This window comes from Azospirillum baldaniorum (assembly GCF_003119195.2).
GTDB lineage: Bacteria > Pseudomonadota > Alphaproteobacteria > Azospirillales > Azospirillaceae > Azospirillum > Azospirillum baldaniorum.
Genome location: NZ_CP022253.1, coordinates 440797 through 458795 on the forward strand (window position 1 = coordinate 440797; position 17999 = coordinate 458795).

Annotated in this window: 17 protein-coding genes; 5 read left to right on the forward strand and 12 right to left on the reverse strand. The window is 69.4% G+C overall.

Annotated features, from left to right (window positions below; genetic code table 11):
* Positions 1-20 precede the first annotated feature (20 nt).
* The 3 genes from Sp245p_RS02025 to Sp245p_RS02035 all read right to left on the reverse strand — a co-directional run bounded on the left by Sp245p_RS02025 (position 21) and on the right by Sp245p_RS02035 (position 3747).
* A complete protein-coding gene (locus Sp245p_RS02025; RefSeq protein WP_014238724.1) occupies positions 21-1607 on the reverse strand; it encodes a DUF3369 domain-containing protein in 1587 nt (528 codons plus the stop codon).
* 190 nt (positions 1608-1797) lie between these two features.
* Positions 1798-2757, reverse strand: a complete 960-nt coding sequence (locus tag Sp245p_RS02030; RefSeq protein ID WP_014238723.1) for an SH3 domain-containing protein — start codon at positions 2755-2757, stop codon at positions 1798-1800.
* A 105-nt stretch (positions 2758-2862) separates the two neighbouring features.
* A complete protein-coding gene (locus Sp245p_RS02035; protein WP_014238722.1) occupies positions 2863-3747 on the reverse strand; it encodes a LysR substrate-binding domain-containing protein in 885 nt (294 codons plus the stop codon).
* Positions 3748-3891: 144 nt separating this feature from the next.
* Here Sp245p_RS02035 and Sp245p_RS34740 point away from each other — a divergent pair, with 144 nt between their 5' ends.
* Positions 3892-4062: a hypothetical protein gene (locus Sp245p_RS34740; protein ID WP_014238721.1), complete on the forward strand. Its 171-nt coding sequence runs from the start codon at positions 3892-3894 to the stop codon at positions 4060-4062.
* Between the two features lie 8 nt (positions 4063-4070).
* On the opposite strand, the gene Sp245p_RS02040 is transcribed toward Sp245p_RS34740, so the two are convergent.
* From Sp245p_RS02040 to glgC, 4 genes are all read right to left on the reverse strand, one after another.
* Positions 4071-4823 (reverse strand): outer membrane lipoprotein, encoded by a 753-nt coding sequence (locus Sp245p_RS02040; RefSeq protein ID WP_244439420.1) that lies wholly within the window; start codon positions 4821-4823, stop codon positions 4071-4073.
* A 157-nt stretch (positions 4824-4980) separates the two neighbouring features.
* Positions 4981-6783 (reverse strand): translation elongation factor 4, encoded by a 1803-nt coding sequence (gene lepA / locus Sp245p_RS02045; protein WP_014238719.1) that lies wholly within the window; start codon positions 6781-6783, stop codon positions 4981-4983.
* A 142-nt stretch (positions 6784-6925) separates the two neighbouring features.
* The gene (gene glgA, locus Sp245p_RS02050) at positions 6926-8404 is read right to left on the reverse strand and encodes a glycogen synthase GlgA (RefSeq protein ID WP_041811315.1); all 1479 of its coding nucleotides are present in this window, start codon (positions 8402-8404) and stop codon (positions 6926-6928) included.
* A gap of 81 nt (positions 8405-8485) precedes the next feature.
* The gene (gene glgC / locus Sp245p_RS02055; protein ID WP_014238717.1) at positions 8486-9757 is read right to left on the reverse strand and encodes a glucose-1-phosphate adenylyltransferase; all 1272 of its coding nucleotides are present in this window, start codon (positions 9755-9757) and stop codon (positions 8486-8488) included.
* 549 nt (positions 9758-10306) lie between these two features.
* On the opposite strand from glgC, the gene Sp245p_RS02060 reads away from it, so the two are divergent.
* Complete coding sequence (locus tag Sp245p_RS02060) at positions 10307-11623, forward strand: ammonium transporter (protein WP_014238715.1); 1317 nt, start codon at positions 10307-10309, stop codon at positions 11621-11623.
* Positions 11624-11714: 91 nt separating this feature from the next.
* Here the strand turns inward: Sp245p_RS02060 and Sp245p_RS02065 are convergent, their stop codons facing one another.
* From Sp245p_RS02065 to Sp245p_RS02075, 3 genes are all read right to left on the reverse strand, one after another.
* On the reverse strand, positions 11715-12953 hold the full coding sequence (locus tag Sp245p_RS02065; RefSeq protein WP_014238714.1) for a class I SAM-dependent methyltransferase: 1239 nt from the start codon (positions 12951-12953) through the stop codon (positions 11715-11717).
* A gap of 100 nt (positions 12954-13053) precedes the next feature.
* A complete protein-coding gene (locus Sp245p_RS02070; protein WP_014238713.1) occupies positions 13054-13905 on the reverse strand; it encodes an AraC family transcriptional regulator in 852 nt (283 codons plus the stop codon).
* A 56-nt stretch (positions 13906-13961) separates the two neighbouring features.
* Complete coding sequence (locus tag Sp245p_RS02075) at positions 13962-15062, reverse strand: asparaginase (protein ID WP_014238712.1); 1101 nt, start codon at positions 15060-15062, stop codon at positions 13962-13964.
* A 127-nt stretch (positions 15063-15189) separates the two neighbouring features.
* On the opposite strand from Sp245p_RS02075, the gene Sp245p_RS02080 reads away from it, so the two are divergent.
* From Sp245p_RS02080 to Sp245p_RS02090, 3 genes are read left to right on the forward strand one after another with little or no spacing between them, the layout of a single operon-like run.
* A complete protein-coding gene (locus Sp245p_RS02080; protein ID WP_014238711.1) occupies positions 15190-15774 on the forward strand; it encodes an RNA methyltransferase in 585 nt (194 codons plus the stop codon).
* A 52-nt stretch (positions 15775-15826) separates the two neighbouring features.
* Positions 15827-16375 (forward strand): class I SAM-dependent methyltransferase, encoded by a 549-nt coding sequence (locus Sp245p_RS02085; RefSeq protein WP_014238710.1) that lies wholly within the window; start codon positions 15827-15829, stop codon positions 16373-16375.
* Positions 16372-16611, forward strand: a complete 240-nt coding sequence (locus Sp245p_RS02090; protein WP_014238709.1) for a hypothetical protein — start codon at positions 16372-16374, stop codon at positions 16609-16611. Before Sp245p_RS02085 ends, Sp245p_RS02090 begins: the two co-directional genes overlap by 4 nt.
* 72 nt (positions 16612-16683) lie before the next feature.
* Here the strand turns inward: Sp245p_RS02090 and Sp245p_RS02095 are convergent, their stop codons facing one another.
* Positions 16684-17370 (reverse strand): ChrR family anti-sigma-E factor, encoded by a 687-nt coding sequence (locus Sp245p_RS02095; protein WP_014238708.1) that lies wholly within the window; start codon positions 17368-17370, stop codon positions 16684-16686.
* Positions 17367-17942, reverse strand: coding sequence for a sigma-70 family RNA polymerase sigma factor (locus Sp245p_RS02100; protein WP_014238707.1), 576 nt, complete (start codon positions 17940-17942; stop codon positions 17367-17369). Before Sp245p_RS02100 ends, Sp245p_RS02095 begins: the two co-directional genes overlap by 4 nt.
* Between the last annotated feature and the right edge of the window lie 57 nt (positions 17943-17999).

The window sequence follows — 17999 nt, forward strand, 5'->3', positions numbered from 1 at the left end:
GCCTCCTTCTCCGAAGGGCGTCACCCCCGGCGCAGGCTGCCGGACACCGCCAGGAAGGCGTCGACCACCGCCGGATCGAACCGGCTGCCCGACAGGCGCCGGATCTCCGCCACCGCCACGTCATGGTCCAGCGCCTTGCGGTAGGGGCGGTCGCGGGTCATGGCGTCGAAGCTGTCGGCCACCGCGACGATGCGGGCGCTCAGCGGGATGGCGTCGCCCTTCAGGCGGTCTGGATAGCCGGTGCCGTCCCAATTCTCATGATGCGCCCGGGCGATCTCCGCCCCCAGATGCAGATGCGTCCGTCCCTCGGACCGCTGGCTCGCGCGGTCCAGCAAATCCCAGCCCGTGGTCGTGTGGGCCTGCATGACGGCCCGCTCCTCCGGGGTCAGCGGCCCGGTCTTGCCGAGGATGGCGGGGTCCAGCGTGGCGTTGCCGACGTCGTGGAGGATGGCGGCCAGACCGACCGACTCCAGGAACACCGTGTCGAGGATGGCGGGGTAGCACCCCTCTTCGGCCAGACGGCGGGCGATGCGGTCGGTCACCATGGCGATGCGCGGGCCGGCCTCGGCCTCCGCGCTGGGATGACCGGCGCGCTCCGCCAGATCGGCCATGGCGATGACCGTGTGCTCCTGGCTGCGCCGCAGCTGTTCGTACAGGTGCAGATTGTCGAATCCGACCGAGATCTTGCGGCAGAACACCTCGATCAGGTTGCGGTCGAGGTCGGACAGCGGCCGGTCGGAACTCAGATAGACCACGTTCTCCCGGTCGTTCGGGGTGCGGATGTAGAGCGTGCAATGATCGGCGGCGTAGCGGTTGCTGCGCGACTCCAGGCAGCGCTTCACCTCCGCCAGCACGGCGGGCTCGACATGGTTGGCCGCCGGCTCGTCGATCAGCGTCTCGAACCGGCCCGAGCCGGCCAGGACATACAGCCCGTCCGCCGCGCCGCTGATGACCGGGCCGCGCTGCACGCACAGGATGGCGTCCGGTCCGACGCCGAGGATGCCGGAGAGCTGCGTCAGCACCCCGGCGGCGAACAGCTTCATCGAGCGCGCCTGGAACAGCGACGACGACGCCTCGATGATCTTCTCCAGCCCGCGCCGGTTCATCTCGATCGCCATGATGTCCTCGTAGGAGCGCAGGGCGGCGACCGTGGTGGTGAACAGCTGCTGGGCGGTGAGCTGAGTCTTGGCCTTGTAGTCGTTGATGTCGTAGTCGAGGATCACCGCGCGCTCCGGCGCCTGCCCGGGCTGGCCGGTGCGCAGGATGATGCGGACGTGGCGGTTCTTCAATTCCTCGCGGATGTGGTGGACGAGTTGCAGCCCGGCGTCGTCGGTCTCCATCACCACGTCCAGCAGGATGATGGCGATGTCCTCCTCGCGCTCCAGGATCGTCCGCGCCTCCGCGGCGGAATAGGCCGAGATGAACTGGGCGGAGCGGCCCTTGTAGGCGAAATCGGCCAGGACGAGCTTGGTGATGGAGTGCACCTCCGGCTCGTCGTCCACGATCATCATCTTCCACCGGTTTCCGGTGGCCGGCGACCCGGTTTCGCCGTTTCCGTCGCCGTCCTGGTCGTCCAGAAAGAGGAACTCGTCGTCGGAGTCGGTCATGGGTAAAGCCTGGGGCGGAGCGGGCGGGGGTAAGAAAGATTAACACGGCACGACGGCACCCGCCTACCGCCACGATCGATGCATTTTCGACGAAAAAGCTCAATAATTTAACGGAGGCGACGCGCTGCTGCCGCTTGGCGGAGGGCGGCGCCGGGGGCAGGCCAGGGGCAGGCCAGCGTCAGCCCCGGGGTCAGAAGGTCTCCAGCTCGATCACCCAGCAGTCCATGGAGCGCTGCGCCAGAGCGCCGCAGACGTTGTCCACCTGCGTCCGGGTGAAGGGGCCGACGCCCATCTGGTAGGTGGTGCGGGCGCCGCGGAAGACCGGCCAGACCATCGGCGGCAGGTCGCGGTAGGCCGTTCCGGGACCGTAGGTGAATTCCTGCCATGCCCGCAGCCCCTCGGCGTGGCTGACATACTCGCCGAGCCGCGCGGCGAACAGCGCCCCCGGCTCGATGGGCGGCATGCCCGGCAGCGGGTAGGGGGCGACCACCCCGATCAGCCCCTCGGCCGTGGCGACCGCGCGAGTCCGGCCGGGCATGCCCAGCGTCACCCGCCCGTTCGCGGAGTCGATCAGGCTGACCACGTCGCCCTTGCGCAGGGTGAAACTGCGCCGCTTCTTGTTGTCGAGGATCTCCGTCGCCTTGATGGCGTCCGCCGCGACGACATAGCCCTGGGCCGGCACCTGGGCGGCGATCTCCCAGGCGCTGCGCGGCACCACGGCGGCGCTGCGGTGGATGACCGGCGGCTTGCCGGTCGCGGGGGGCGATCCGCCGGCGTTGGCCCCGGTGGCGGTGGCGCCCATGGCGGCGGTGATCGAGCGCGACACCATCAGCGCCGGGTCCAGCGAGTCGGAGGGGACGTAGCCGATGGGCTGGCCGCCGATGGCGACCTCCGTCCAGCTGGTGCCGCGGGGCGTGCCCAGCGCGTTCAGCGCCTTGCCGCGCGGCAGGGTCTGGATGATCCGGGCGTCGGCGTTGGGGCCGATGCGCACCTCGATGTCGCGGTTGAGGACCACCTCGCCGGTCAGTGGCGCGCCGATGGCGACGGGGCTCTGCGCCAGGGCGGCGTCCGGGGCGAACCACATCGTCGCCGCGGCCAGGATCAGCCGCAGCGCCAGGGCGCGGAGGGCGGTGGTGGAACGCGTGCGCACGGCGGTTTGCCCCTTTGGAGGAGGGGCCATTTTGCATCGGTCCGGCCCGCCGGGGCAACCCGGCGCGTGCGCGCCGGGACGGATGTCACGGAGCGGCACGGTCGGTCAGGCCGCCCGATTCCCGCCCACCAGATCGTGGATGGCCTCGGCCAGCAGGCGGACCGGCTTGGCGGCCATGCCGGGGGCGCGGTGCAGCGCGATGTCGATGTCCGGCAGGTCGGGGAAGCCGTCCGCCGCGGTCAGCCGGCGCAGGCTGGGCGGAACGGTGCATTCCTCCATGGCGGTGACGCCCAGCCCGCCCAGCACGGCGCCGTGCACCGCCACCACGCTCTTGCTGATGAAGGCGACGCGCCAGCCGCGCCCGATGCCCTCCAGCGCCGCGACGGCGAGGTCGCGCACCACGCAGCCCTTGGGGAACAGGGCCAGCGGCAGCGGGTCCTCGCGCTCGATGGGGGTGGAATCGACGGCGGTGGAGCGCGGCGGGGCGACCCAGGCCACCGGCTCCCGCCGCACCAGTTCGCCGCTGCGGCTGTCGGGGTGGCGGGTGACCAGGGCGAGGTCGTAGCGGCCCTTGTCGATCTCCGCCACCAGATCGGGGCTGTTGTCGCAGATCACCTCCACCGGCACGTCGGGGTAGGCGGCGGCGAAGCGGGCGAGCACGCCGGGCAGCAGCATGGTGGCGTAATCGTCCGGAGTGCCGATGCGCACGCTGGCCACCGTGGCGGGGCGGTGCATCAGGGCCAGAATCTCGTCGTTCAGGGTCAGCATCCGCCGGGCGTAGGTCAGCAGAAGCTCGCCCTGCTGGGTCAGGTGGACGCTCTTGGTGTCGCGCTGGAAGACGCGGGTGCCAACGACCTCCTCCAGCCGGCGGACCTGCTGGCTGACGGCGGCCTGGGTGCGGCCCAGCGTGTCGCCGGCACGGGTGAAACTGCGCGCGTCGGCGACGGCGACGAAGGCGCGCAGAAGGTCGGTGTCGAGGTTGGCCGGCATGGTCACGCATTCAAGCAGAGGGGGCGCGCGGGTTCAACGCGCGGAAGGACCATCACGATCTGTGATGAACCTCATAAAGCCTATTCGTTTCCAAGATTTTTCGCGCGGGCGCAGGGTGCCCTCCGATTTTGGGAGGACGGAGCGATGGGTGTGTTCGACGCGATGACGACGGTGGTGCTGGAGGCCGGACGGCTGGACCGCGAGGAGGAGCGCCGCCGGATGACGGTGACGGTGGCAGCGCCGTCGCCGTGGCGCTTCCGGCTGCCGCGGATGCCGGCTCTGCCGGTGCTGCTGCTGACGATCCTGGTGGCGTGAGGGCCGGGTCAGGTGGCGGGCGTGCCGTCGGCGGGCTTGTCCGCCGGGGCCTCGGCCGCCGGCACCGGCTCGGGGGCCGGCGTAACAGGCGGGGTGAGGCGGATGGGCGCCGGCCCGCCGCTGTCGGGAGTCGAAGCCGCCGGAGCTTCCACGGGGACCTCCGCAGGGATCTCCGCGGGGGGCGGGGCGGGAAGCTCCTTCGCCTCGATCGTCTCGGCGGGCCTAGAGTCCTTAGGTGCGTCCTTTTGGGCGTCCTTCGCCGCTTCCTTCAGGGCGGGAGCCGGCTCGGGGTCCGTGGAATAGTCGGCGACGATGCGGGCCTGGCTGCCGGCGATGACCAGCACCTTCTGCCCGATCTCGATGGGCTTCTCTTCCCGCTGGGTGACCGACAGCAGCTCGCCGTCCGGCTTGCGGACGATGTATTCCCAGCCCGTGGTGTCGCCGGTCACATGCTCGATCGACGTGCCGATCAGCCCGCCGATGGCGGTGCCGCCGACCGCACCCAGCGCCGAGTTGATGCCGAAGGTGCCGGACTGCGACCCCAGCACGCCGCCCGCGGCCCCGCCGGTGACGGCGCCGACGGTGCCGCTGGTGCTGATCTTGACCTGACGGAATCCGATGACGACCGCCCGCTCCACCTTGTTCGCCTGCTGGGTCGCGGTGGCGGCGTAGGTGTTGGGCGAGTAGTTCGGGGTGCAGCCTGCGAGGATGCCGACGACCAGGGCGGCGGCTGGCAGGCCAAACATGACAGTGCGCGTCACGGGACATCATCCGTTTGGAAGCCTGTCCGGGTGATAGGCGATTCCATGCGGGGAGTCATTCGACTTTTTGTGGGCTCTGGGCTGCTGCGCCGGGCGGACAAAAAGAAAGCGGGCCTCGCCGGACCCGCTTTCCGTCATTCCACCAAGAGGCCGGCGCTTATTCGTCGCCCATCTTGAGGGCGGCGATGAAGGCGCTCTGCGGGATTTCGACCTGGCCGAACTGCCGCATGCGCTTCTTGCCTTCCTTCTGCTTGTCGAGCAGCTTGCGCTTGCGGCTGATGTCGCCGCCGTAGCACTTGGCCGTCACGTCCTTGCGCAGCGCGCCGATGCTTTCGCGGGCGATGATCTTGCCGCCGATGGCCGCCTGCACGGCGATCTTGAAGAGCTGGCGCGGGATCAGTTCCTTCAGCCGCTCGCAGAGCTGGCGGCCGCGCCGCTCCGACTGGGAGCGGTGGACGATCATCGACAGGGCGTCCACCGGCTCGGCGTTCACCAGGATCGACATCTTCACGAGGTCGCCTTCCTCGTAGCTGTCCATCTGGTAGTCGAAGCTGGCGTAGCCGCGGCTGATCGACTTCAGACGGTCGTAGAAGTCGAAGACCACCTCGTTCAGCGGCAGCCGGTAGACCAGCATGGCGCGGGCACCGGCGTAGGTCAGCTCGATCTGCTGGCCGCGCCGCTCGGTGCAGAGCTGGAGGATGCCGCCCAGATACTCGTCGGGCAGCATGATGGTGGCCTTGATCCACGGCTCGTCGATGCGGTCGATCTTCATCACGTCCGGCATGTCCGCCGGGTTGTGCAGATCCATCACCGTGCCGTCGGTCATGTACAGCTTGTAGACCACCGACGGCGCCGTGGTGATCAGGTCGAGGTTGAACTCGCGCTCCAGCCGCTCCTGGATGATTTCCAGATGCAGCAGGCCGAGGAAGCCGCAGCGGAAGCCGAAGCCCAGCGCCGCCGACGTCTCGGCCTCGTAATGGAAGCTGGAGTCGTTCAGCTTCAGCTTGCCCAGGCTGTCACGCAGCCGCTCGAAGTCGGCGGCGTCCACCGGGAACAGGCCGCACCACACCACGGGGATGGAGGGCTTGAAGCCGGCCAGCGGCTCGGCCGCCGGGCGGCGGTCCTCGGTGATGGTGTCGCCGACCTTGGTCAGCGTGATGTCCTTGATGGCGGCGGTGATGAAGCCCATCTCGCCCGGCCCCAGCTCGCCGGTCAGCAGCGCCTTCGGGGTGAAGACGCCGACGCGGTCGACCTCGTGGGCGCTGCCGGCGGCCATGAAACGGACCTTCTGGTTCACCTTCAGCCGCCCGTCCACCACGCGCACCAGGATGACCACGCCGAGATACGGGTCGTACCAGGAATCGACCAGCAGGGCCTTCAGCTCGCCGTCGGCGTTGCCCTTGGGCGCGGGCAGGCGCTGCACCACGGCTTCCAGCACGGCGTCGATGTTCAGGCCGGTTTTGGCCGAGATCTCCACGGCGTCGGTGGCGTCCAGGCCGATCACGTCCTCGATCTGCTGCTTCACGCGGTCGGGCTCCGCCGCCGGCAGGTCGATCTTGTTGAGGACCGGGATGATCTCGTGGTTGTTGTCGATCGCCTGATAGACGTTGGCGAGCGTCTGCGCCTCCACACCTTGGCTCGCGTCCACCACCAGGATCGAGCCCTCGCAGGCGGCGAGGCTGCGGCTGACCTCGTAGGCGAAGTCGACGTGGCCCGGCGTGTCCATCAGGTTCAGCGTGTACTGCTGCCCGTCCTTGGCCTTGTAGAGCAGGCGGACGGTCTGCGCCTTGATGGTGATGCCGCGCTCGCGCTCGATGTCCATGCTGTCGAGCACCTGTTCGCGCATCTCGCGCGAATCGAGGCCGCCGCACTGCTGGATCAGACGGTCGGCAAGGGTCGACTTGCCGTGGTCGATGTGCGCGATGATCGAGAAATTGCGGATGTGCGAAAGGTCAGTCATCGGTGCCCGGAGCCCTGGTTTGGGGCGGAACATAGGGCGGACGGACGATGCGCGCAATGGCGGCGTGGACAGGCCCTATGGAAAGGCCCCATCCCCGTTCCACTCCTTTCGCGGGAAACGCGGGGGTCGGCCCCGCGCTCTCCTACGCCACCAGAACCGGCGCCACCGCCCGGTAAAGCTCCATGTACTCCTCCGCCGGGCCATGCCAGCCGAAGTCACGGGTCATCGCGTGCTGCTGCAGGACGTGCCAGCGCTCGGGCTTGCGGTAGAGGGCGGCGGCGCGGCGCAGCGCCCAGGTCAGCTCCTGGACGTTGGCGTTGACGAACTGGAAGCCGGTGGCGCTGGCGTCGTTCACCGCCGCCGGGTTGGCGTCCACGATGGTGTCGGCGAGGCCTCCGGTGCGGCGGACCAGCGGCAGGGTGCCGTACTTCAGGGCGTACATCTGGGTCAGGCCGCAGGGCTCCGACCGCGAGGGGACCAGGAACAGGTCGGCGCCGGCCTGGATGCGGTGGGACAGCGCCTCGTCGTAGCCGATGCGCACGCCGACCGACTTCGGGTACCAGGTGGCGAGGTGGCGGAAGCCGGCCTCCAGCGCCGGTTCGCCGCTGCCGAGAACGGCGAGCTGGCCGCCCCAGGCGATCCACTGCGACGCCGCCTCCAGAACCAGATCCAGCCCCTTGTGACCGGTCAGGCGGCTGACCACCGCGGCCAGCGGGGCGTCCGCCCGGCGGTCCAGGCCGAAGGTCGCCTGGAGGTCGGCCTTGCACAGGTCCTTGCCGCCGAGGTCCGCAGCGCCGTAGCGGGCGGCGATGTGCGGGTCGATGGCGGGGTCCCAGATGTCATAGTCCACACCGTTGAGGATGCCGGTCAGCGCCTCGGCCCGCGTGGCGAGCAGCCCTTCCAGGCCCGAACCGTGCTCCGCCGTCTGGACTTCGTGGGCGTAGGTCGGGCTGACCGTGGTCAGGCGGTCGGAGTAGAAGCAGCCGGCCTTGAGGAAGCCGACGCCGCCGTAATATTCCACCCCGTCGATCCGGAAGGCGGCGGACGGCAGGCCGAGGTCGCTCATCATCCAGGCGCCGAACAGCCCCTGGTAGGCGATGTTGTGGATCGTCGTCACCGTGCCCGGCCGGAACGGCCCGGCGAAGCGGTCGGGGCGCAGTTCCAGATAGGCCGGGATCAGGCCGGTCTGCCAGTCGTGCCCGTGCAGCACGTCGGGACGCCACCACGGGTCGAGGCCGTCCTCCGCCGCGAAGCCCGCCGCGCACCAGGACAGGGCGGCGAAGCGTTCCGCGTTGTCCGGCCAGTCCTTGCCGTCCGGCCCCAGATAGGGGTTGCCGGGCCGGTCGTAGAGCGCCGGCGCGTCCAGCACATAGGCCAGCACCCCGTCCGGCATGCGGCCGATCCGCAGCGTCGCCGGGGCGCCGCCGGGCAGATCGGTGAGCGGTCCGCCGACCGGCTGCAGGTCGGTCAGCCCGTTCAGCACCGCCGGATAGCCGGGCAGCAGCAGGCGGACCTCGGCTCCGGCGCGATTCAGGGCGGGGGGCAGGGCGGCGGACACATCGGCCAGCCCGCCGGTCTTCACCAGGGGGTAGCATTCCGGCGTGACGAACAGGACGCGCATGGAGGCGGGGTCTTTCGGTTTCTTCTTGGTCTTGCTCACCGCCCCCTCGCCCCGGGGGGGGGCGAAGGGGGATGGGAAGGGTCAGTCCTTGGGCAGGCGGTCGATCATGTCCTGGGTGATCAGGCAGACGCCGCCCTCGCTGCGGTGGAAGCGCTTGGCGTCCAACTCCGGGTCCTCGCCGACGACCAGCCCCTCGGGGATCACCACGCCGCGGTCGATCACCACCTTGGTCAGGCGGCAGTGGCGGCCGATGTCGACGTCCGGCAGGACCACGGCCTGATGCAGCTCGCTGAAGGAGTTGACGCGCACCTCGCTGAACAGCAGCGAATTCTTCACCAGCGAGCCGGAGATGATGCAGCCGCCCGACACCAGGCTGTCCACCGCCATGCCGCGCCGGTTCTCGTCGTCGAAGACGAACTTCGCCGGGGGCAGCTGCTCCTGGTAGGTGAAGATCGGCCACTCGCGGTCGTACATGTTGAGCTGCGGCGTGACGTGGCAGAGGTCGAGGTTGGCCTCCCAATAGGCGTCGATGGTGCCGACGTCGCGCCAGTAGGGCTCCGACTCATGGCCGTTCAGGATGGCCGACTCGGCGAAGTCGTGGGCCATCACCCGCGCCCCGCTGGTCACCAGATGGGGGATGATGTCCTTGCCGAAGTCGCGCGACGAGCCGGGATCGTTGAAGTCGCGCTCCAGCTGGTCGTAGAGGAACTGCGCGTTGAAGACGTAGATGCCCATGCTGGCCAGCGACTTGTCCGGGTTTCCCGGCATCGGCGGCGGGTCGGCGGGCTTCTCGACGAAGTCGATGACGCGCTGCGTCTCGTCCACATGCATGACGCCGAAGCCGGTGGCCTGGGGGCGCGGCACCTGGATGCAGGGGATCGTCACATCGGCCTTCTTGGCGATGTGGTCGAGCAGAAGCGCGCCGTAATCCATCTTGTAGATGTGGTCGCCGGCCAGGATCAGGATGTATTCCGGCTCGTGGTCGCGCAGGATGTCCAGGTTCTGGTACACCGCGTCGGCGGTGCCCTGGTACCAGGCGGTCTCGCTGATGCGCTGCTGCGCCGGCAGCAGGTCGCAGAACTCGTTCATCTCGCCGCGGAAGAAGTTCCAGCCGCGCTGCAGGTGGCGCAGCAGGCTGTGCGACTTGTACTGCGTCAGCACGCCGATGCGGCGGAAGCCCGAATTGATGCAGTTCGACAGGGCGAAGTCGATGATCCGGAACTTGCCCCCGAAATAGGTGGCCGGCTTGGCGCGACGGTCGGTCAGCTGCTTCAGCCGGCTGCCCCGGCCGCCAGCCAGGACAAGTGCCACGGCGCGGCGCGGCGCCAGCCGCAGATCCCGTTTGTCGAGCATGTGTCTCCCCTTTCGGTTCTCTTTTTTGCTGTCGGCCATCCGGAAGCGTCCGGCGGACCCGTATGGGCGGAGGCCGCTTGTCCCCAGCCCCGTCCGGCTCCGCCGGTTGAGAGGGTGACCGTGCCACATTTCCCGGGGGCGGGCCAATAGGCCGAGGGGAACAGGCCGGAAATAGAGGGGGGCTGCCCAACGGTTGTGCGGAATTCAGACGCATCATTGTGCATAAAAAACAGGCAAGCGCGCGGGAAACGGGCGCGCGACGCCTCAACAGGGGGCAGGCAACCTGCAATCCATGGGCGAATCACGCTGCGGTGCAAGGCTTTGGGTGGTGTGATTTTCTGCTCAATTTCTGAGCAAGCCCGTCCGGCGACTCGGGTCCTATGCTGCTTTGCGGTCATCCGAAAGGCCGCAACCACCGCGATTCCTAGCCCTTTTGGGTTGGCACGCTTCTTGAAAAGAAATCGGCGTACACGGTCCCCTCCCGCCGCCCCGTCTGTACCGGGGACGGGGCGAAACGGGCCAGAAGCATTCGAATAAAGAGGAGCCTCGATGAGCCGTCTCTTCACCCTCGCCGCGCCGACGATGGCGGCGATTCTGGGCTTGGCCGGTCTGCCTGCCGCCGCCCTCGCCCAGGAAGCGGCCGCCGCCGCGGCCGAGCCCACCCTGAGCAGCGGCGACACGGCTTGGATGCTGGTCGCCACGGCGCTGGTTCTGTTCATGACCATCCCGGGTCTGGCCCTGTTCTACGGCGGCATGGTCCGCAAGATGAACGTGCTGTCGGTCGTGATGCAGAGCTTCGCGATCTGCTGCCTGGTCAGCATCCTGTGGTTCTTCGCCGGTTACAGCATCGCCTTCACCGAAGGCACCCCGTATTTCGGCAGCCTTTCGAAGTTCATGCTGGCCGGCATCACCAAGGACAGCCTGACGGGCGTCATTCCGGAGACGATCTTCGTCGTCTTCCAGATGACCTTCGCCATCATCACGCCGGCCCTGATCACCGGCGCCTTCGCCGACCGCATGAAGTTCTCCTCGATGCTGGTCTTCACGGGCCTGTGGTCGCTGATCGTCTACGCGCCGATCACCCACTGGGTCTGGGGTCCGGGCGGCTATCTGGCGGGTGACGGCGTGCTCGATTACGCCGGCGGCACCGTGGTGCACATCAACGCGGGCGTGGCCGGTCTCGTCGCCGCCATCGTGCTGGGCAAGCGCAAGGGCTACCCGAACGAGAACTTCGCCCCGCACAACCTGGTGCTCAGCCTGATCGGCGCCTCGATGCTGTGGGTCGGCTGGTTCGGCTTCAACGCGGGTTCCGCCGTGGCCGCCGACGGCCGTGCGGGCATGGCCATGCTGGTCACGCAGATCGCCGCCGCCACCGCCGCCATGTCCTGGCTGCTGGTCGAGTGGGCCACCAAGGGCAAGCCCTCGGTCCTCGGCATCATCTCCGGCGCCATCGCCGGTCTGGTCGCCATCACCCCGGCCTCGGGCTTCGTCGGTCCGACCGGCGCCCTGGTCATCGGTCTGGCCGCCGGCGTGATCTGCTACTGGGGCGCCACCGGCCTGAAGCGCGCCCTCGGCTATGACGACTCGCTGGACGCCTTCGGCGTGCACGGCGTGGGCGGCATCGTCGGCGCCATCCTGACCGGCGTCTTCGCCCAGGAAGCCATCGGCGGTACCGCCGGCGCCCTGGAAGGCAACGTCGGCCAGATCTGGACGCAGGTCTACGGCATCCTGGCCACCATCGCCTACTCGGCGGTCGGCTCCTTCATCATCCTGAAGGTCATCGACGTGGTGATGGGCCTTCGTGTCGACGAGGACGTCGAGCGCGACGGCCTGGACCTCGCCCTGCACGGCGAGACCATCCACTAAGCACCCTTTGCAGCCTGGTTGTTTCCTCCATGAACTTCCGCCGCCGGGGCCTCCCGGCGGCGGATTTTTCATTTTGGAAGCGGTGACGCGCTCAGCGGCGCAGATACATCTTGCCGACGCCGTTCAGCGCCGTGAAAAGCTGCGCGAACTGCGTCAGGAAGGCGTCCCAGGCCAGCGGCCCGGCCTTCTCCGCCACCGCCTGGTGGATGGCGCCCAGGCTGGCCCGCCCGTCCACCCGCGCCAGGATCGGCCCGGCCAGACGGGGCAGGGGCAAGGGGATGACCGCGCCCATCAGCTCCGCCTCCAGCACGCCGCCGGGGGGCAGGCCCTTGGCAACCGCGGCGCCGTCGAGGTCGCGCAGCACCGGCACCACCTCCGGCCCGTCGGGGCGGGCGACGGCACCCTCGGCGTCCTCGGGACGGATGAGATAGGCGATGTGCTTGGTCATGCTGCCGGTGACCTGCTCGGCCCAGGCGGCGCGCTCCAGCCGGGACAGCCCGTCGAGCCGCTTCAGCAGGCGGGGGTCCTTCACCCAGACGGCGGGGTCGTAGCGGTACGGGTCCACCAGCGCGGCGATGGCCAGACCGCCCGCCGCGGCCAGCTCCGCCAGCTCCGGCACGGTGAAGGGCCGGTCGCAGGAATGCAGCAGCAGGTCGTAGAGGTCGGCGTCGGCCTGTTTGTGGTCGTTGATGAAGGGGTTGCGCAGCAGCCAGTTGGACGTCGGCAGCCGCTCGATCAGCCGGCGGGCCAGCGCCACCTGTTCCTTCGGCGGCAGGTCCGCCGCGATGGTGCGCAGCGCCGCCTGCATGGGATAGACGCCGGTGCGTCCGTATGGCGCGTAGACCATCAGCCCGATCCCGCCGCCCGGCTTCAGCGCCCCGGCCAGCGAGCGGATGCCCGCCGCCGGCTCGTCCAGATGGTGCAGCACGCCGCAGCAGTCGATGTAATCGAACGGCCCCCCCTCTTCCAACAGCCCGCCGAGGTCGAGCAGGGAGCCGCGGCGGAAGTCGATGTTGGTCAGTCCGCGCGCCTTGGCCCGCGCTTCGGCGATGTCCCGCGCGGCGTCGGAGAGGTCGAGATAGATGACGCGCCCCGGATTGCCGGTGTCGGCCAGTTGCTGGGCGATCATGATCGTCCCGTCGCCGGTCCCGCCGCCGGCCACCAGCACCCTGAGGGGCTTGGCGTGGTCGAGGCGCCCGCCGAAGACGTTGTGGTTCACCTCGTCCAGATGGCTGGGCGATCCGGTGATCAGGCGCTTTTTCTCGTCGGCGGGGTTGCGCGCGGGATAGGGGAAGGCTTCGTACTGGGCGCGCAGGGTGTCGATGCTCATGGATCGGGCAACCGGTCAGGTGGACGGGTGCCGGACCATAGCATCAATGGAGCGGGCTTGGGGGATGGGGAGGGGAGGAACGCCTCCCCTCCGCCTCCTCTCACGCCAAAGGCAACCGGATCTCCGTCAGCCACTCCTCGGGGGGAAGGGTGCGGGGATTGTTCAGATATTCCTCGACGCAGGGGCGGTCGGCCGGCGTGTGGCCGCTCGATGGCAGCCAGTCGCGGTAGAGCCAGCGGTAGGGGCGTTCCAACTCCGCGTAGGGACCCTTGTGGATCAGAACGGCGTGCCGGCCGCCGGCGATCTCCAGGGGATGGACGGCGCCGTCTTCGGGGATCGGTCCGTCGAGCAGCAAGGCCGCTTCGGAGCGGAGCTGGTCCGCCGGAACCGATTCCGGGTCGTCGTAATAAAGGGCGAAGGACCGCGTCTCCGGTCCCACAAGGCCGCGGCCCGCGGCCCAGGCGTACAGCCGCTCGAAGGTCGTGCCGATGTTCATATAGGGGCCTTGGTGAGCCATGGCGGCCACGCGCAGCGGCGGCAGATCGCGGATGGTGACGTCGTGCATGCTTCGCTCCTCGTCCGGTGGTTGGTCGGATGGAGGAACCAGACGGCCTTGCCGCCGGTAGGCACCGGGGCTCAGCCCATAGACCTGCCCGAAGGCGCGGGTGAACGCCTCCACGCTGCCGTAGCCGGCGCGCCGTGCGACCTGCACCATGCCGTCTCCGCCCTTCACGAGGTCGCCTGCGGCACGGTGCAGACGCAGCCGACGCAACGTGTCCGCCGCCGTTTCCCCCGCCATGGCGCGGTAGATGCGGTGGAAATGGTAGGGCGAGAAGCAGGCGACGGCGGCCAGCCGTTCCAGCTCCAGCGTCTCGTCCAGATGGGCGGCGATGTGGTCGATGACACGCTCGATGCGGCGGCCGTAGTCCAGCAGGGTGTCGGGCTTGGTCATGGGTCCTCCATGCCCGACACCCTAGCCGAGGGCCGCTTGATCGCGCTTGCGGACCTTCAGCCCTCCGCCGGGCGGACCACGCCGACCTCCAGGCCGTTGCGGTTGGTCACCGGCTGGTGGATGAGCTGGCCGGCCCGCGCCCACTGCTCGTCGGACAGAACCTTGGTGGCGCGGATCAGGGCGGCCAGGGCGACCTCGCGGGCGCGCGGGGTGCCGTCGTCGATCTTCAGGGCGATGCCCAGCCCCTGCTTGGGCAGGACGGCGCAGCCCACGCCCTCGGCCCCGCCCTTGACCAGCACCAGACCGCCCGCCGCCTGCATCATGCCGGTGTCGAAGCTGTCCTTGCCGGCGATCAGGTGCGGGTGCGACCGCCAGGCGCGGCGGATGCGGGCCACCGCCTCGGCGCGGGAGTCGGGCAGATCCTTGGGGTCGCCGATGCGGGCCATGGCGTAGGCGATGGCGCCCAGCGGGATGCCGATGGTCGGGATGGCGCAGCCGTCGACGCCCCAGGGGGCCTGCGACAGGTCCTGGCCGGTCATCTGCTCCATCACCCCCAGGATGCGCTGCTGCACCGGGTGGTCGAAGCGGACGTAGCCCTTGGTCGGCTCGCCCTTGTGCAGGGCGGTGGTCAGGAAGCCGGCGTGCTTGCCGGAGCAGTTGTTGTGGAAGGCGGTCGGCGTCTCGCCGTGGCGGATCATCTCGTGGGCGGTCTCGGTGTCGGTCGGCAGATGCGCCCCGCACTCGTAATCGCCCACGGTCAGGCCGATGCGTTTGATCCAGGCCTCCGCGATGCGGGTGTGGCGGATCTCGCCATGATGTGAGGAGCAGGCCAGCGCCAGCTCCTGGTCGCCCAGCTCGTAGGCGTCCAGCGCGCCCGTCTCGACCAACGGGATCGCCTGGATGGCCTTGATGGCGGAGCGCGGGTAGACCGGCGCCTGGATGTCGCCCCACTGGGCCAGCACACGACCGTCGGAGTCGACGATGCAGGCGCGCCCGCGATGGACGGATTCCACCATGCCGCCGCGCGTCACCTCGACGAGGATCGGCGCCTCCGGCGGTCCGGAGAGGTCGGCGTGCCCCTCGGCGGGGGTGTGAGGGTCGGCGTGGCCGTGGTGGTCACCGTGGCCGCCGCAGCAGGAGGAATGGTCGTGGCTCATGGGTGGAGAGCTTGCCTCTGTCCGGGTCGCGAGGCAAGGTGTCGCACCGTCGGACCCGCCGGATCATGGCTGATTCGCGGCCGATCCGCGGTATGTGCGGGCCGAAACTACGAGTGATTGTGCAGCCATGCGTGGATATTTCGCCATCGGGGTGGAGCGGATCAGCAAGCCGGGCAACGTCGGCAACCTGATGCGCTCCGCCCACGCCTTCGGCGCCTCCTTCTTCTTCGCCATCGATCCGGAGCCCGACCTGCACGAGGCGCACATCGTCGACACCTCGGGTGCCGCGGAGCATCTGCCGCTCTACGTCTACGACCGGGTGGCCGATCTGGCCTTGCCCAAGGACTGCCAGCTCGTCGGGGTGGAACTGACCGAGGATGCGGTGGAACTGCCCAGCTTCCGCCACCCGACGCGCGCCGCCTATGTGCTGGGGCCGGAGCGCGGCAGCCTGTCCGAACCGCTGCTGGAGCGCTGCGACTTCACGGTGAAGATCCCCATGAAGTTCTGCATCAACGTCGGGGTGGCCGGCGCCCTGGTGATGTACGACCGGATGATCAGCCTGGGCCGTTTCGCCGAACGCCCGGTCCGCGTCGGCGGTCCGACCGAGCCGCTGCGCGATCACCAGCACGGCCGCCAGATCATGCGCAACCCGGAGCGCCGCCGCCGCATGCGCGGCATCCAGAAGCCGGTGATCGTCCAAGACGACGAGTGATCCGGAGAGCCTCCACAGTCCAGGAACCGCCACGCCGCGAAGGAGACGTTCGATGTCCGACCCGCTCTACGACGACCGCTTCTACGACATCCAGGAGGAAGGGTCGCTCCGCTCCGCGCGGGTCATCGCGCCGCTGGTGCTGGGCTGGGTGGGGGCGGACTCGGTGCTGGACGTCGGGTGCGGGGTCGGCACCTTCCTGCGGGCCTTTGCGGAAACGGGGATCGCGGACATCCAGGGGGTGGACGGCGACTATGTGCGCCGCGACCGTCTGCGCATCGATCCGTCCCTCTTCCGCGCCCAGGACCTGTCGCAGCCTTTCGAGCTGGCGCGGCGGTTCGGCCTCGTCCTGTCGCTGGAGGTGGCCGAGCATCTGCCGGAGGAGCGTGCCGAAGGCTTCGTCGACGATCTCTGCCGCCACGGCGACGTCGTGCTGTTCGGGGCCGCCATCCCCGGCCAGGGGGCAAGGGCCACATCAACGAGCAGTGGCAGAGCCATTGGGCCGGGAAGTTCCTCTCCCGCGGCTATGAGGCCTTCGACATTCTGCGGCCAATCCTGTGGGCCGATCCGTCCGTCGATTTCTGGTACCGCCAGAACACGGTGATCTTCGCCAGTCCGGATGGCATCGCCGCCAACCCGGGTCTGGCCGCCATGCGGGGGAAAGGGCTGCCGCTGTCCTGCATGGGGTTGGTCCATCCCGAGCTGCTGGCCCTTCACGCCCATCAGGCGGCCCGGTCGCGGCGGGTGGTGGACGTCTTCAACCAGATGGCCGCGCAGGGCGGCAGCTACCGCTTCGACAAGGGAGCGGACGGGTCGGTCAACATCGTGCGCATCGAGTGACGCGGTTGGACGATGATCGCTTCCTTCGCCCTTCAGCCATGAACCTTCAGCCGTGAGCCCTGCCCCCGGGGCTCAGAACGTCACGAAGGGGTTGAGGAGCAGCCCCAGCGCGCCGGTGAAATGAAGCGGCGCGTCGGTCACCGCCAGACACAGGCAACCCTCCTCGTCGGCCACCGGACGGTGGCGCACGGAGTCGTCGGCGACGGACAGGTCGCCGCGGGCGAATTGGCCGAGATCGTCGGTGAAGCCGCCGTCCAGCACCAGGGTCAGCTCGATCCCGCGGTGGGTGTGGTGGGGCGGCCCGACGCCGCTGGCCAGCCGCATCAGCCGGGCCTTGCCGCGGCGTTCAGGGCCGGACCCCAGCGGGGAGCCCAGCGGGATGTCGTAGCAGTCCATGCCGCGCATCAGCCGCTTCCAGGGCAGGCGCGACAGGTCGTTGCCGACGTAGCGGCGCAGCGGTTCGGGCAGCAGCGGCACCTCGGCCGGCTGGCAGACCAGCTTCGGCCGGGGCGCGCGGGGCAGGGGCGGCAGGTCGTCCAGCCGGGCGAGAACCGTCTCCAGGCAGGCGGGGTCGACCTCCTCCGGCTCGATGCTCTCCAGCAGGGCGCCGCCGACCGCCTCCATCTCGGCGACGTTCAGGCGGCAGCAGGGGCACAGCGCCAGATGGGTCGCCACGATCAGCGAGGCCGCCTCGCCCAGAGCGCCGCCGGCATAGTCGATCAGCAGGGTGTCGCCGGGATGGTGGGTGGGCACGGTCATCGGGAGTCCCTCATGGCCTTGCGCAGCCGTTCCATGGCCAGCCGCAGGCGCGACTTGACGGTGCCCAGCGGAATGCCCTGTTCGGCGGAGATCAGGCTGTGCGGCTTGTCCTCGAAATAGGCCAGACGCAGCAGATCGGCCTGTTCCGGCGGCAGGGTCCTCAGCGCGGCCCGCAGCCGTCCCGCGGTCTCCCGCGCCGCCACCCCGTCGTCGGCGCTCTCCATCGGGTCGGGCACCAGCGTGGGGTCGGCGGGGTCGATCTCGGGCCGCTGTTCCCGCCGCAGCGCGTCGATCCGCCGGTTGCGGGCGATGGTGAACACCCAGGTGGCGGCGGATGCCTGGGTCGGGTCATAGGTTTCCGCGCGGCGCCACACCAACAGCATCACGTCCTGCACCAACTCCTCCGCACCGCCCGCGTCGCAGCCCTGGCGGCGCAGATAGGCCTTCAACCGCGGGGCGAAATGCCCGAACAGGGCCGCGAAGGCCGTGCGGTCGCGGTCCCGCCCGACCGCGGTCAGCAGTTCTTCGAAGGTCCGGTCGGCGCCGGCGGCTGGGGAACCAAGATCCTGCATCCACGTCTTCGGGCACGTCTTCGGGAGCGCCGTCTCTGCGCGCAAGGGCTTTGCGCA